Here is a 13,186-nt window from a genome sequence, read left to right as displayed (position 1 = left end):
GCGCTCACTTATGATACACGATGTATCATTGAAGCCGGGACCATTGGGAGAGCAAGAATGGCAACCGCAGCCCAGACCTTCGAAAAGGACTACTTTACCGACCACTCCGTCCTCCTCGATCCCTACGACTATTTCGAATCGATTCGCACGCACGGTCCGGTCTACCAGATGCAGAGCCGCGACGTGGTCGTGGTGACCGGGTTCGCCGAAGCACTCGACGTGTTGCTCAACACTCGGGATTTTTCCTCCTGGCTCAATCCCGATCCGTTGGTGGCGCTGCCGTTCGAACTCGAAGGCGACGACATTACCGCGCAGCTTGCAGCGACACCCAGCAATCCAATGGAACTGATGGTCTCCTACGATGGAGAGCGTCATGCCGCGGCCCGGTCCTTGCTCAACCCGTTGTTCACGCCCTCGCGCCTCAAGGCCAACGAGGCGTTCATGCGGGCCTACGCCGAGGAGATGGTGCAAGATGTCGTCGCGGCGGGCGGGTGCGAACTGGTCAACAAGGTGGCCACGCCCTTCGTGACCATGGTCATCGCCGACCTGCTCGGAGTGCCGGCGGACGACCGCGAGGCGTTCCGCGAAGTGATCGATTCCGCGCCGCCGCCGGGTAACATGGACGCGGGCGAGGATGGCCAGAGCGTTCATCCGCTGATGGTCATGGCCGGGTACTTCACCCGCTATGTCGCCGAGCGCCGGGCCCAGCCGCAGAACGACGTCATGACCGAGATGGCGCTGGCGAAGTATCCCGACGGGTCCACGCCCGATGCCATGGAAGTGGTGAAGTCGGCGATGTTCCTATTCGCCGCCGGGCAGGACACGAGCGCCAAGCTGATCGGCAATTCCATGCGCCGCCTGGCCGAGGACCAGGATCTGCAGCAGCAGCTTCGCGAAGACCGCAAGCTGATCGGCCCGTTCCTGGAAGAAGTCCTGCGCGTCGAGGGATCGACCAAGGCGACCTTCCGCATTGCTTCGCGCAAGACGAAGATCGGGGACATGGAGATTCCGGCCGGCAAGCGCGTGGTCGTCTCGCTGTCCGCCGCCAACCGCGATCCGCGCCGCTGGGAGGACCCGGCCGAATTCCGCATCGGCCGTCCCAAGATCAAGGAGCATCTCGCGTTCGGACGCGGCGCGCATACCTGTGCCGGGGCACCTCTGGCGCGTGCCGAAGTGGCGGTCATCCTCGACCGGTTCCTCGAACACACGAGTTCGATCACGCTCGACGAGGCGCATCATGGCCCGGCCGGCAACCGCGCGATCGAATACGAGCCGAGCTACATCATCCGCGGCCTGGCGAACCTGCACATCAAGGTCGCCTGAAGGCCGACAATGCCGTGCCATACAAAAACCGGGGCAGGCCGCCCCGGTTTTCTTTTGCGTGTCGTTGTCCGCGTCAGGCCGCTTCGGCGCCTTCGGACGCCTTCTTGGGCTTGGGCGTGTATTCGGCGCCCTTGTAGCCCGCGCCGTAGTCGAGCGTCCCGAACATCCAGTCGTAGAGCAGCGAGATCGTGGCGAAGTTGCCGCCGGTGAACCGGGCATGGTGATTGTGGTGCATCACCGACATGGTGTTCAGGTACTTGAAGGGGAAGCGGTTCACCGTCCACAGGTCATGGTTGTGCAGGTTGATCTGCGAGAAGGCGACCCAGGTGATCACGATCGTGGCGACATGGAAATTGCCCATGACGCGCGACAGCACGAAGATGCAGGCGACATAGAGCCCCAGACCCATAGCAACCTCGATGGGGTGGATGTAGCTTGAATCCTCGCGGCACGGGTTGTGCTGGCGGTGGTGGACGGCGTGGACCCAGATCAGCGGGCCGCCCAGGAATCCGGCATCGTGAAACAGGAAGCGGTGAACCAGATAGTAGAAGAAGTCATAGACCATCAGGATCACGAAGCAGTCCAGCAGAATCTGCCACACCGGCTGCGGCTCGGCGGTCAGGGTGAACGGCAGGATGCCCGCGAAGATCACCACCCAGAAGAACAGGCCCCACTTGCGGTTCCAGCGCTGGTTTGCCGCATAACGCGGGTTTTCCATCTTCGTGCGGTAGGTCTCCTGGTTCGCTTGCGCCGCTTCGCGAAACGTCGGCACCATCCTCACGAGCAGCTTGCCCGCCAACGTCACGGCCATGATGCCGAGCGCGGTGTAGAGAGACAACTGCCAGTGGTAACTCGCCAGCAGTCCATCCCAGAATGCACTGTCCATTGCCTGATCCTCTCTCATCGAATCCCTTTCCCGATTCGCATTGCAGCGATCGAGAACGCAGTTCTCATAGCGATATGAAGTGCATCACTTCCTTGCGCTGGATCAATTTTGCGGAACTGGGAGTCTTAGGCGGTGTGAACCAATTCCACCCCGGATGGCTGTTTGCATCCAGCAAGCCGATCCGATGGGTGAACGGAAGCATTGTCGAGCTGAGGGGCGTTCCCGATTGGTCTTTTCCCTTTACTACCGAGCGAGTTCCTCGCGTTTTTGAAAGGGGCGGAATGGAACTCCCACCAATCGAAATGAATTCAGATGCACCCTCGGCAAATGCTGCAAAGCCGTTTATTTGAACAAGGCATGAGCTTCCCATGCAGTCTGGCTTTGAACCGCTATGTACTTTGCATCCTTGCAGCTGTCTCCATTGGGGCATGCGATGCCTCGCCAACCCTCCCCAATGGCTATGAAATTTCGCATGGTGGCGGAGCAAAGGCTTGGCTGAAACGCCCGGATGGAACGTTCGCGCATGCAGGTCTTATCAAGGATGTTTACGCTGATGAGAAGCACATCGTCATGATCGCTCTTCCAGTGCGTTATGGAGGCAAGGCGGCTCCTCCCTTCCCGCTTGATGGCAATTGCTATGTCGCCCTGATGATTGACGCGTCGACGGGGAAGAGAAGTCAAATCCACATGGCAGAAGGGAAACGCCTTGCCGCCCGGATGTCGAGGGTAGCGAATTACGAACGGCCCTGTCTGCAAGGTAGGCAGGATCCGCCGAGCCACTGATCGATTGTGGGGTAAGACCTTTCGCAATTTAGACCGATATTTCGGCGGGTTAGGAAAGTCCGCCTCTGATTGAAAATCCCAGACAGCTGCCATGAGCGCTCGCGCTGGCTCGTGCACGCGGCCTATTGATCGGTCAGATCCCGGCATACCAGGCGTAGGCGCCGTTATCCTCCCAATACCCGCCCTTGCCGCCATAGATGCCATCGAGCGAAGCCACGGCTTCCACGCGGGTGACGAACTTGGCGTGCTTGTAGCCGAGCTGGCGTTCGACCCGCAGCCGCAGGGGCGCGCCGTGGGCCTGTTCGAGCGGCTTGCCGTTCATCGCCCAGGCCAGGATCGTCTGCGGGTGAAAGGCATCCACGAGATCGATGGACTCGTAGTAGGGCCGCCCGTTGTAGAGGTCTGCGCAGTGGAAAACGATGTAGTTCGCCTCCGGCTTGAGCCGGGCAAGGTCGAGCAGCGGGCCGAGCTGGGGCCCGGTCCACTGGCCGATCGCACTCCAGCCCTCGACGCAATCGTGCCGGGTGATCTGGGTGCGCTGGCGAAAGCCCTTGAGCATCGAGAGCGGCAAATCGAGCGGGCGTTCCACCAGCCCATCGACCCGCAGCGACCACTGCGCGAAGTCCTGCTGCAAGTGCCGCTGATAGACCGCATCGGCGACTTCGCGGCTGCCGTTGGCACGGAACATCGGCGACATATCCGCCCTGGAGAATTCGCGTGCGAGAGCATCGCGGCCCAGCGTGCGCTGGGTGGCCTGATGCAGGTCCTCGGCGCTTTCGAGTGTCTCGCGAAAGGTACGGTTCTCGAACAGCTTGTCGCAGCCGGACAGGAGCAGCCCTCCGGCGCCGACCGCCCCGGCCCGGATCAGGTGACGGCGCGAGAGAATCAGGCGGCTCATGGTTGCTTCTCCGGGGCGTCCGCCTTTTCGGGCGGCAGCCGATAGCGGCCGGTGATCATCGAGCGGACTTCGTTGAAGGGGCCGGCCAGCATTACCATCACGATGTGGACGAGGAAAAACAGCACCAGCAGGAAAGCGCAGATGAAGTGGACCGAGCGTGCAGACTGCCGCCCGCCGAAGATCTGCGTCGCCAGCGGCAGCCAGGCATCGGTGCCCGGCGACATGGCGAGACCGGTGAGGATGATCAGCGGCAGCAGCACGAAGAGCACGCCGGCATAGGACAGCTTCTGCAACACGTTGTAGCGCAGCGCTGCTACGCCGGTGGGAAAGCGGAGGCGTGCGTGCTGCTTTATGTCGTTCCAGATGTGCGCAAGCTTCCACTCGCGCCGGGTGATGTGGATGTCGCGCCGCAGGTGGCCGTTGAGCAGCGACCATGCCAAGTAGAGCGCGAGCCCTCCGGCCAACACCCAGGCAAAGGCCAGATGCCAGATCCGCGCCCCGGCAAGGCTGTAGCGCGAGGGGATCGTCGCCCAGTGGGGAAAGGCGCGGCGCTGGGTGCGGCCCTCGGGGTCTTCCCAGAGCCCGAGCACGCCGGTCGTCTCGAACCGGGTGTTCGCGATCTGGAGATAGCCGAACTCCCGGCCGCCGGCGCGCGCCGAACTGATCTTTAGCCAGGCGGGATCGTAGTTCGCGCCGTACTCGCCCCAGTAGAGACGCGGGTGCGCATTGAAGATCATCAAGCCGCTCATCAGCATGACCAGCAGGGTCACGGCATTGATCCAGTGCCACACCCGCGTCGAGAGACGGTGGCGCTTCACCAGATCCCCGCCCCGGGCGGAATTGCCGTGACCTTCAGGCGTGCTCATGCGTGGGCGAGCCCCGGATTGCCGTCCTCGAGCCGGATGCGCAGCGTGTTCTGGACGAATGCGGTGGCGACGTACTGGCCGACCATCATCGGGAATTCGATCAGCTGCGCCTCGTCCCAGCTCCTGGCCAGAACGTCCCAGGTTTCATTGGACAGCGCCTTGTCTTCGAGCAGCTCTTCCACGCCGCGCAGGATCGCGGCTTGGTGGGCCGTCCACCCTGGCGCTGACGAGCCGATCCGCGCGCGTTCGATCAGATTGCGGTCGAGTCCGATGCGGTAGGCGAAGTTGACGTGCTGGCCCCACTCGTAGGGCGCGCGGCATAGCCAGCCGATGCGCAGGATCGCCAGCTCGCGTTCGTCCGCGGGAATGCGCCCCTGGAACAGGACGGTGCCCATTTCCATCTGGCAGCGGAAGATCTCGGGGTGCTTGAGGACGGTACGCATGTATTCGGGCACCTCCTCGACCGGCGGTGCACCGGCACTGGCGCGGATCTCGTCGACGAGCCGGCGCGAGGCCGGGTCGATGTCTTCCTGCGCCACCGGATCGATGCGCGGCCTTTCGCCCACCACGTGCGCCTGGCGCGCGGCGATATCGAAGCCCGGATCGAATTCCGCATTTGTCACGTCCATATCCGCTCCTTCTCTCCCGTTATTCGTTGCGGGACCGCCGGCGGTTACAGCGCGAGGCTTCCCGGTTTTCTATTCGCCGAAAACATGCACGGCGATCTGCCGACGGTGCGGCATCGCGCGGTGCTCGGCAAGGTAAATCCCCTGCCACGTGCCGAGCGCCATGCGGCCGCCGATCACCGGGATCTGCAGGTTCACGCCGGTGAGCGTGGCCTTCAGGTGCGCCGGCATGTCGTCCGGCCCCTCATCATCATGCGCATAGTGCGGACCTTCCGGCGCCAGCCGGTCGAGCCATGTCAGGAGGTCCCCCCGCACTTCCCGCGCGGCGTTTTCCTGAATCAGCAGCGAGGCCGAAGTATGCCGGCACAGCAGCGTGAGCAGCCCTTCGGAAATGCCGGCCTCGTCCAGCCAGTCCGCCATCGCTCGCGTGATATCGGTCAGGCTGCGGCCCGGAGTTTCGAAGGAAAGAATGCTAGACACTTGTCTCATCGTCTGCCGATCTTGATCCTTGGCCGCGCAGGTTTCAACAGGCAGCAGGCCAACGAGAGGAGAAACGCGCATGGAAACCCGGTTCTGCAAGGTCGAGACCGAAGGCCACGTGATGACCGTGACCATCGATCGGCTGGAAATGCGCAATGCGCTTCACGGCGAGGCGAATTTCGAACTGGGCGAAGTGTTCGATGCCTACGAGGCCGATCCGAACCTGTGGGTCGCGATCCTTACCGGAGCGGGCGACAAGGCCTTCTCCGCCGGTGCGGACTTGCGCACGCCCTTCGACAAGGCCGATCCGCGTGCCTTCAACGGCATGCCGGTGCCGGAGACCGGGTTCGCCGGGCTGGTGTGGCGCTTCAATCGCCGCAAGCCGGTGATCGCGGCGGTCAACGGCTTTGCCATGGGCGGCGGGTTCGAGGCGGCGCTGGCCTGCGATGTCATCGTCGCTGCCGAAAGCGCGAGTTTCGGCCTGACCGAACCGAAAGTGGGCCTCGCGGCACTTGGCGGCGGTATCCAGCGCATCGTGCAGGAACTCGGGCCCAAGCGCGCGCATGCCATGCTGCTCACCGCGCGCAAGGTGTCCGCGGCGCGGGCGCACGACTGGGGAATCGTCGCCGAAATCGTGCCCGATGGCGAGCTGATGGATTGCGCCCGGCGCTGGGCGGAGGAGATCGCTTCGTGCTCGCCGGCATCGATCATCGCGACCAAGGCGGTGATGCAGTCCTACTACGATCTCGGCATGGAAGCTTCGAACAGGGAGATGTTCGCACTCCCCGAAGTGCGCGCCATGTTCGCCGGCCCCGATGCCCGCGAAGGCGGCAAGGCGCTGTTCGAGAAGCGCGCGCCGGTCTGGTCCAACCCGCAATGAGCGACGCGCCGACCGTCCTCGTCGAGCGGCACGGCGCCATCGCCCTCGTCACGCTCAACCGCCCGGAGCGGCGCAACGGCGTGACGATGGGCATGTGCGTCGCGTTCTACGAGGCGGTGCGCGATGTGGCTGCGAGCGACGCACGCGTGCTGGTGCTGCGCGGCGCCGGCCACGACTTCTGCGTGGGCGCGGATATCGCCTCCACGCCCGAGGACAATGCTCCGGTATCCGGTGCAGGCGCGCAAGCGGACATGGGCGCGATCTACCACGCCTCCACGCTGCTCCACACCATGCCGCAAGTCACGCTGGCGGCCATCGATGGCGGATGTGCCGGTGCAGGCATGGGCTGGGCGGCAGCCTGCGACTTGCGCTTCGCCACCGCGCGGGCGCGCTTCTCGACGGCCTTTCTCAATGTCGGCGTATCCGGCGATATGGGGCTGGGGTGGAGCCTCGACCGCCTTGTCGGCGGCGCAAAGGCCCGCGAACTGCTGTTCTTCCCTGACCGCTTCGGCGGCGAGGAAGCGCACGCGATGGGGCTGGTCAATCGCCTCTACGAGCCCGATGCGCTGCACAGCGAAACCATGGCGCTCGCCGAACGGCTCGCCGCGCGCGATCCGCTGGCGCTGCGGCTGATGAAGGCCAACTGCGTCTCCGCCGAGACACTGCCTATCGACGAATACATCGAAGTCGAAAGTGCCCGCCACCTGCAGACGGCGAACCGGCCCGAGCTCGGCAAGCTGATGGCCGAGGGCTATGCGCGCCGCAAAGAGGGCTCGCAGTAGGCTATCAATCTCCGGCGACGGTCATGCCGTCTACGCGAACCGTCGGCACGTTGATCGCCCGGTACCATTCCAGATCGCTGGCAGGCGTCAGCTTCGCGAACATCGAGAGCAGGTTGCCGGCGACGGTGAACTCCGAGATCGGCCCGGCCAGTTCGCCGTTGACGATGCGAAAACCGCTGGCGCCGCGGCTGTAGTCGCCGGTCACGCCGTTCACGCCCTGGCCGATCAGCTCGGTGACGTAGACCCCCTCCTTGATATCCGCCATCAGCTCGGCGGGGGACAGAGCCCCTGCCGCGAGGTGGACATTGCCCACCGAAACGCTCGGCGCGCCGCCGCCGTTGCGCGCGGCATGACCGGTCGGCTGCAAGCCGAGCTGGCGAGCCGAGGCCGACTCGAGCAGCCAGCCGGTGATGCGGCCATCCTCGACGAGATTGCGAGCGACGGTCGGCAGACCTTCGCCGTCGAACGGGCGCGAGCGCAGGCCGCGTGGATTGTGCGGGCGTTCCACCACCTCGATCCCGGGCGCGAAGATCTGTTCTTCGAGCTTGTCGAGCAGGAAGCTGGAGCGACGGGCGATGGAACTGCCGGACATGGCGCCGATCAGGTGGCCGAGCAGGGTGCCCGCAACACGAGGATCGAACACGACCGGCATCGGCCCGCTCTTCATTCGCATCGAGCCGAGCCGGGCGACGGTGCGCTCGCCGGCCAGCTTGCCGATCTCCGCAGCAGGCGGCAGGTCGCCGGAGTGATGGGCCGTGCGCCAGGCGTTGTCGCGCTGCTTGCCGGCACCTTCGCCGCCAACCACCGAGACACTGATCGAGTGGTGCGTGGATGCGTATCCACCGGTGAAGCCATGGCTGGTGGAAAGGGCGAAGACGCCCGAACCGGCACTGGCGGAGGCACCGTCGGAATTGGTCACGCCGGCAATCGCGCGGGCGGCGTCCTCGGCTTCCTCGGCCATGGCGCGCAGCGTCTGCGGGCTGGGTTCGTAGGTTTCGATCAGGTCCAGCTCGGGGAACGGTCCGCGTGCCAGCAGTTCCTTGGGTGCGAGTCCGGCATAGCGGTCTTCCGGTGCCGCGCGCGCCATGTCCACCGCCCGCGCCGCCAGTTCGTCGAGCGCGGCGGGCGAAAGATCGGAAGAGCCGATGCTGGCGGAGCGATGACCGAGGAAGACGCGCAGGGCGATATGTTCGCTTTCCGAACGCTCGACGTCCTCGAGCTTGCCCAGCCGGATCTGGATGCCTTCGGAGGCATTGGACCCGTAAACGGCGTCGGCGGCATCGGCGCCGGCACGGCGTGCGCGCTCGACGAGGTCCCGCGCGCGGTCGCTGGCCTGTTCCGGACTGAGCATGTGAATCGCAACTCCCTGTCACCGGCGCACGCAATCGTGCGCGCGCCTGCCCTAGTCGCCGGCGCGGCGAAGGGCAAATGCGAGTTGCGAGGAAGGCTTAGGAAGCGAAAGCTACAGCCAGACCCTTGAACAGACCGGTCAGCGCAAAGGGCAGACCGATGGCCAGTGCCCAGAGCATGAAGCGATCGCGCCGATAATAGGGGGCGAGACTGGGATCGTGCGCCTGTTCGTCGGTGAGGCGGTTCCAACGCGATTCAAAGCGCCGGCACGCGGGGATAATGGCAATGACGAGGATGACCAGGGCGAGATAGGGCAGGAGCGAACCGCCTCCGGCCTTGAGCGCGCCCACGGTTACGAAAATCTGCAGAGCCGTATAGACCAGCAGGGCATAGGCAATATGGTCGCTCATCTTGCGGCGCCAGTCTGCCGCCTTGCTTGCCTGCTTGTGAAACGCAGACGCCTGGGTGATCGTGGCTTGGTTTGTTCCGTTGTTCATCAGGCGACTCTCCCTCGTCCGATCACCAAGCTAACCATTTAAATGCGTTAAGATCAAGTTCACTTCCACTTTTTGCAAGTGCGAAGAACCGGCGGACGGCGTCGCGCGCGAGTCATGCACGAAACCTGCCAATCAGGCAGGTCAAGCGGAAATGCTGGGTTGCCGTCGCCGCGCTCGCTGCGTAAACCTCGCAGGAATGACCGAAACGACCGATCTTTCGCAAGAGCAGATGACGGGCGATGCTGCCGATGCTGCATCGCTTTTGGCCGAGCGCGGCGGGCTTGAGGTGATCTCCATCGCCAAGAGCTACGACAAGCGCACGGTGCTTTCGGACATATCGCTGTCCGTGGCCAAGGGCGAGGTGCTGGGCCTGCTCGGTCCAAACGGCGCCGGCAAGACGACCTGCTTCTATTCCATCATGGGACTGGTAAGGCCGGATTCGGGCCGTATCCTCATGGATGGCATCGACGTCACCCGGCTGCCGATGTACCGCCGTGCGATCCTGGGCCTGGGTTACCTACCGCAGGAGACATCCATCTTCCGCGGGATGACTGTCGAGCAGAACATCGGTGCGGTGCTGGAACTCAACGAGCCGGACAAGGCTGTGCGTGAGCAGGAGCTGGAACGCCTGCTCGAGGAATTCGGTCTGACCCGCCTGCGTTCCAGCCCGGCGATGGCGCTGTCCGGCGGCGAGAGGCGCCGCTGCGAGATTGCCCGCGCGCTCGCCGCGAACCCCTCGATCATGCTGCTCGACGAGCCGTTTGCCGGCATCGATCCGCTTTCGATCGCCGATATCCGCGATCTCGTGCGCGATCTCAAAACGCGTGGTATCGGTGTGCTTATTACCGACCACAACGTGCGCGAGACGCTCGATATCGTCGACCGCGCCTGCATCATCTATGGCGGGCAGGTGCTCTTCGCGGGCAGTCCCGAAGCGCTGGTCGCCGACGAGAACGTACGCCGACTCTATCTGGGCGAGGGTTTCACGTTGTGAGACCAGCGGTTCGGGTTCTGGGCATCTTCCTGAAGCGGGCCTGACCGATGGCGTTGGGGCCCCGCCTAGACCTCAGACAGAGCCAGTCGCTGGTGATGACGCCGCAGCTGCAGCAGGCGATCAAGCTGCTGGCGCTGTCCAATCTCGAGATCGAGACTTTCATCGGCGAATCGCTGGAAGCCAATCCGCTCCTCGACGTCGGCGAACGTGCGCCGGAGCCTGTTTCCGAAACCGTCGAAATGCCGGAAGAGGCGCGTCGCACCAACCTGGAAAGCTCTTCCGTCGATCAGCTGATCGGGGAGGGGCGAGGGGCCGACGACCGGCCCCTGGACATCGATGCCGGTTCGCTCGACCGGGACCGCGATACCGGTGACGGACAGCGCGCGCTCGACGATGCCAGCTGGGGCTCGGATCTGCGCGGCCCGGCCGGAGAGGAAGGCCCCGGGATCGACGAAAGGGCCAGCGGCAGCGAGACGCTCACGGAACACCTCGAAGCGCAGGTCGGCGCGGAGACCGACGACCTGCGGCTTGCCGGCATTGCGCGCTACCTCATCGGCCAGCTCGACGAGGCCGGGTATCTGCCCGCTTCGCTGGAGGAAATTACCGAGGATCTGGGCATCGAGCCTGGGGAAGCGGAAGAGGGGCTGGCCCTTGTCCAGTCGCTCGATCCCACCGGGGTCGGTGCGCGCAGCCTGTCTGAATGCATTGCGCTGCAAGCCAGGGAGGCTGACCGCTACGACCCCTGCATGGCCAAGCTGATCGACAATCTCGATCTCGTCGCGCGCGGCGACCTGCCCCGGCTCAAGCGCATGTGCGGGGTGGATGACGAGGACTTTGCCGACATGCTGGCAGAGCTGCGCAGCTACGATCCCAAGCCGGGCATGCGGTTTGGCGGCGAACCCAGCGGCGCCGTCACGCCGGACATTCTCGTGACCCCGCGCGCCGATGGCGGGTGGGACATCGCGCTCAACCAGGCCACCCTGCCGCGCCTGATCGTCAATCGCGGCTACTACGTCGAGCTCAAGGGCACCTGCGACGACAAGTCCTCGCGCGCCTGGCTTTCCGATAAGCTGGCCGATGCCAACTGGCTGATCAAGGCGCTCGACCAGCGCCAGCGGACCATCCTCAAGGTCGCCACCGAACTGGTGAAGCAGCAGGACGGATTCTTCCGGCACGGGGTCTCGCAGCTAAAGCCGCTCACGCTGCGCGCGGTAGCCGAGGCCATCGGCATGCATGAATCGACCGTCAGCCGCGTGACCTCGAACAAGTTCCTCAACTGTCCGCGCGGGACCTACGAGCTCAAGTACTTCTTCAGTTCCGGTGTCGCCTCGGCGGGCGGCGAAGGCGGGGCATCGGCCGAAGCGGTGAAGGCGGCAATCAAGCAGCTCATCGACGCCGAAGACCCCAAGGCCATCCTGTCCGACGATGCCCTGGTCGAACTGCTCAAGGAAAAGGGTTTCGAACTCGCCCGCCGGACTGTCGCCAAGTATCGCGAAGCGATCGGTCTGGGCAGTTCCGTGCAGCGCCGGCGCCAGAAAGCCCTGGCCGGCGCGCGCTGATTTTCATTCAGCCCTAATTCAGCGACTTGCTTGCCACCCGCAGAATGCGGCGATTCCCCAAGAAATGAAGCACGGTTATTATAACAGTGATCCTATATATACTTGTTTTCCTTAGTAAAAAATAATTCCCAACCAAATTGATTGTGTTACGGTTCCGTCCATGAACCGAGCCGGGTCTGCGATAGATTGCAGGGATGCGGCCAGCATATGGAGAGGAAGCCCATGTCCTATGTCGATGGGAATTCCGGCAGCGGTCGCAAGGCGCTGACCGGTAGCACGGTCGCGCTTGTCCAGGTCGGACTGGCCGTGGCCCTCGTCCACGGTTTGGCGGTCAACTTCATCGAGAGCGCACCGGAATCGCGCACCGAAGGGGTGCAGATCGCGCTTCCGCCTCCGCCGCCGCCGAAACCCGTCGAGGAGCCGAAGGTACTGCCCAAGACGCAGGTCCCCCGGGAGACGTTCATCAAGTCAGCCGAGGCCAGGGTTTTGCCGCCACTCGACATCGCGCCGGAGCCAGCCGTGGAGCCACTGGGCGACAAGAACCTGGCCGATTTCATCTTCGTTCCTCCGGTGGTCCCGAGCGATCCCCCGCCGCCCTTTGCGCCGAAGTCGGCGAGGCCCACGGGCACGATGGCCGGATGGGTGACCACCGACGATTATCCGACGCGCGATCTTCGTGCCGGCCACAGCGGAACGGTTCGTTTTCGGCTGGCGATCGATGCCAGCGGGCGGGTAAGCGAATGCACCATCGTCCAGTCCAGCGGCTATGCCGGTCTCGACGATGCCACTTGCCGCAACGTGTCACGCCGCGCCCGGTTCGAACCCGCGACCGATGCGGGCGGCAACCAGGTCGCCGGCACTTATGCCGGGACGATCCGCTGGGTCATTCCGCGCGATTGACCGCAAAAAGTCCATCCATTGGCGACACGTTGTCGCCTCGAGAATGCAGTCGCTGTGACTGCAGGGCCGGAGCGGCCCGATCCGCGCCTTTCCACCGCCGCTCCGGCCTTTCAGCTTCGGTCTTTGACGCCCCCACCCTGGGCGGCTGATACTGTCCTTCCCGGCTTGTCCGGGGAGGACCTTTTTCTCGGCTGAGCCGCATTTTTCGTAGGTTTTCGACCTTCATTTCCACGGGTTGCGCAGAACGAGTCGATACGCCTATACCCTTGCCCGTTCAGATCGCCATGCCGGGATGGGACGGCCGGTCAGCCAATAACAAAAGCGAAATCAGGGGTATTGCTGAGATGCAGCTTGCGGCAGGG

General features: G+C 64.1%; 14 protein-coding genes. 7 read left to right on the top strand and 7 right to left on the bottom strand.

The window, feature by feature from the left end; translation table 11 throughout:
* The first annotated feature begins 57 nt into the window (after positions 1 to 57).
* Entirely contained in the window at positions 58 to 1,323 is a 1,266-nt protein-coding gene (locus LK12_RS20080) for a cytochrome P450 (protein ID WP_039288239.1), read from the top strand.
* Between the two features lie 73 nt (positions 1,324 to 1,396).
* Here LK12_RS20080 and LK12_RS20075 read toward each other — a convergent pair whose 3' ends face one another.
* Positions 1,397 to 2,209, bottom strand: a complete 813-nt coding sequence (locus LK12_RS20075; protein ID WP_039288236.1) for a sterol desaturase family protein — start codon at positions 2,207 to 2,209, stop codon at positions 1,397 to 1,399.
* Positions 2,210 to 2,536: 327 nt separating this feature from the next.
* On the opposite strand from LK12_RS20075, the gene LK12_RS24755 reads away from it, so the two are divergent.
* Positions 2,537 to 2,992 (top strand): hypothetical protein, encoded by a 456-nt coding sequence (locus tag LK12_RS24755; protein WP_156135574.1) that lies wholly within the window; start codon positions 2,537 to 2,539, stop codon positions 2,990 to 2,992.
* A gap of 133 nt (positions 2,993 to 3,125) precedes the next feature.
* Here the strand turns inward: LK12_RS24755 and LK12_RS20065 are convergent, their stop codons facing one another.
* The 4 genes from LK12_RS20065 to LK12_RS20050 form a co-directional block, all read right to left on the bottom strand.
* Positions 3,126 to 3,890 carry a molybdopterin-dependent oxidoreductase gene (locus tag LK12_RS20065; protein WP_039288232.1) on the bottom strand — a complete coding sequence of 255 codons (765 nt, stop codon included), beginning with the start codon at positions 3,888 to 3,890 and terminating at the stop codon, positions 3,126 to 3,128.
* Positions 3,887 to 4,756, bottom strand: coding sequence for a cytochrome b/b6 domain-containing protein (locus LK12_RS20060; RefSeq protein ID WP_039288229.1), 870 nt, complete (start codon positions 4,754 to 4,756; stop codon positions 3,887 to 3,889). The genes LK12_RS20065 and LK12_RS20060 overlap by 4 nt, the downstream gene beginning before the upstream one ends.
* Positions 4,753 to 5,385: a carboxymuconolactone decarboxylase family protein gene (locus LK12_RS20055; RefSeq protein ID WP_052223634.1), complete on the bottom strand. Its 633-nt coding sequence runs from the start codon at positions 5,383 to 5,385 to the stop codon at positions 4,753 to 4,755. Before LK12_RS20055 ends, LK12_RS20060 begins: the two co-directional genes overlap by 4 nt.
* Before the next feature lie 69 nt (positions 5,386 to 5,454).
* Positions 5,455 to 5,871 (bottom strand): secondary thiamine-phosphate synthase enzyme YjbQ, encoded by a 417-nt coding sequence (locus LK12_RS20050; RefSeq protein WP_039289553.1) that lies wholly within the window; start codon positions 5,869 to 5,871, stop codon positions 5,455 to 5,457.
* 70 nt (positions 5,872 to 5,941) lie between these two features.
* Between LK12_RS20050 and LK12_RS20045 the strand changes: the two genes are divergently transcribed.
* The gene (locus LK12_RS20045; protein ID WP_039288227.1) at positions 5,942 to 6,742 is read left to right on the top strand and encodes an enoyl-CoA hydratase-related protein; all 801 of its coding nucleotides are present in this window, start codon (positions 5,942 to 5,944) and stop codon (positions 6,740 to 6,742) included.
* Positions 6,739 to 7,524: an enoyl-CoA hydratase/isomerase family protein gene (locus LK12_RS20040; RefSeq protein WP_039288226.1), complete on the top strand. Its 786-nt coding sequence runs from the start codon at positions 6,739 to 6,741 to the stop codon at positions 7,522 to 7,524. Before LK12_RS20045 ends, LK12_RS20040 begins: the two co-directional genes overlap by 4 nt.
* Positions 7,525 to 7,528: 4 nt before the next feature.
* On the opposite strand, the gene LK12_RS20035 is transcribed toward LK12_RS20040, so the two are convergent.
* Together LK12_RS20035 and LK12_RS20030 are read right to left on the bottom strand one after the other, a co-directional pair.
* A complete protein-coding gene (locus LK12_RS20035) occupies positions 7,529 to 8,875 on the bottom strand; it encodes a TldD/PmbA family protein (protein WP_039288224.1) in 1,347 nt (448 codons plus the stop codon).
* Between the two features lie 97 nt (positions 8,876 to 8,972).
* The gene (locus LK12_RS20030; protein ID WP_231568427.1) at positions 8,973 to 9,371 is read right to left on the bottom strand and encodes a hypothetical protein; all 399 of its coding nucleotides are present in this window, start codon (positions 9,369 to 9,371) and stop codon (positions 8,973 to 8,975) included.
* Positions 9,372 to 9,600: 229 nt separating this feature from the next.
* Between LK12_RS20030 and lptB the strand changes: the two genes are divergently transcribed.
* From lptB to LK12_RS20015, 3 genes are all read left to right on the top strand, one after another.
* Positions 9,601 to 10,365, top strand: a complete 765-nt coding sequence (gene lptB, locus LK12_RS20025) for an LPS export ABC transporter ATP-binding protein (protein WP_052223672.1) — start codon at positions 9,601 to 9,603, stop codon at positions 10,363 to 10,365.
* A 47-nt stretch (positions 10,366 to 10,412) separates the two neighbouring features.
* On the top strand, positions 10,413 to 11,924 hold the full coding sequence (gene rpoN / locus LK12_RS20020; RefSeq protein WP_039288220.1) for an RNA polymerase factor sigma-54: 1,512 nt from the start codon (positions 10,413 to 10,415) through the stop codon (positions 11,922 to 11,924).
* Positions 11,925 to 12,146: 222 nt separating this feature from the next.
* Positions 12,147 to 12,824 carry an energy transducer TonB gene (locus LK12_RS20015; RefSeq protein WP_039288218.1) on the top strand — a complete coding sequence of 226 codons (678 nt, stop codon included), beginning with the start codon at positions 12,147 to 12,149 and terminating at the stop codon, positions 12,822 to 12,824.
* Positions 12,825 to 13,186: the final 362 nt, after the last annotated feature.

The sequence above is a fragment of the Novosphingobium malaysiense genome (genome assembly GCF_000802225.1).
GTDB lineage: Bacteria > Pseudomonadota > Alphaproteobacteria > Sphingomonadales > Sphingomonadaceae > Novosphingobium > Novosphingobium malaysiense.
The sequence above is the reverse complement of the archived record's forward strand: the minus strand, read 5'-3'. Positions and strand labels throughout refer to the sequence as shown.

Coding starts and splice junctions, on each gene's coding strand:
- rpoN (WP_039288220.1), top strand. CDS start 10,413: ATGGCGTTGGGGCCCCGCCTAGACCTCAGACAGAGCCAGTCGCTGGTG.
- LK12_RS20065 (WP_039288232.1), bottom strand. CDS start 3,890: ATGAGCCGCCTGATTCTCTCGCGCCGTCACCTGATCCGGGCCGGGGCG.
- LK12_RS20045 (WP_039288227.1), top strand. CDS start 5,942: ATGGAAACCCGGTTCTGCAAGGTCGAGACCGAAGGCCACGTGATGACC.
- LK12_RS20055 (WP_052223634.1), bottom strand. CDS start 5,385: ATGGACGTGACAAATGCGGAATTCGATCCGGGCTTCGATATCGCCGCG.
- LK12_RS20015 (WP_039288218.1), top strand. CDS start 12,147: ATGTCCTATGTCGATGGGAATTCCGGCAGCGGTCGCAAGGCGCTGACC.
- LK12_RS20050 (WP_039289553.1), bottom strand. CDS start 5,871: ATGAGACAAGTGTCTAGCATTCTTTCCTTCGAAACTCCGGGCCGCAGC.
- LK12_RS20075 (WP_039288236.1), bottom strand. CDS start 2,209: ATGGACAGTGCATTCTGGGATGGACTGCTGGCGAGTTACCACTGGCAG.
- LK12_RS24755 (WP_156135574.1), top strand. CDS start 2,537: ATGCTGCAAAGCCGTTTATTTGAACAAGGCATGAGCTTCCCATGCAGT.
- LK12_RS20035 (WP_039288224.1), bottom strand. CDS start 8,875: ATGCTCAGTCCGGAACAGGCCAGCGACCGCGCGCGGGACCTCGTCGAG.
- lptB (WP_052223672.1), top strand. CDS start 9,601: ATGACGGGCGATGCTGCCGATGCTGCATCGCTTTTGGCCGAGCGCGGC.
- LK12_RS20030 (WP_231568427.1), bottom strand. CDS start 9,371: ATGAACAACGGAACAAACCAAGCCACGATCACCCAGGCGTCTGCGTTT.
- LK12_RS20080 (WP_039288239.1), top strand. CDS start 58: ATGGCAACCGCAGCCCAGACCTTCGAAAAGGACTACTTTACCGACCAC.
- LK12_RS20040 (WP_039288226.1), top strand. CDS start 6,739: ATGAGCGACGCGCCGACCGTCCTCGTCGAGCGGCACGGCGCCATCGCC.
- LK12_RS20060 (WP_039288229.1), bottom strand. CDS start 4,756: ATGAGCACGCCTGAAGGTCACGGCAATTCCGCCCGGGGCGGGGATCTG.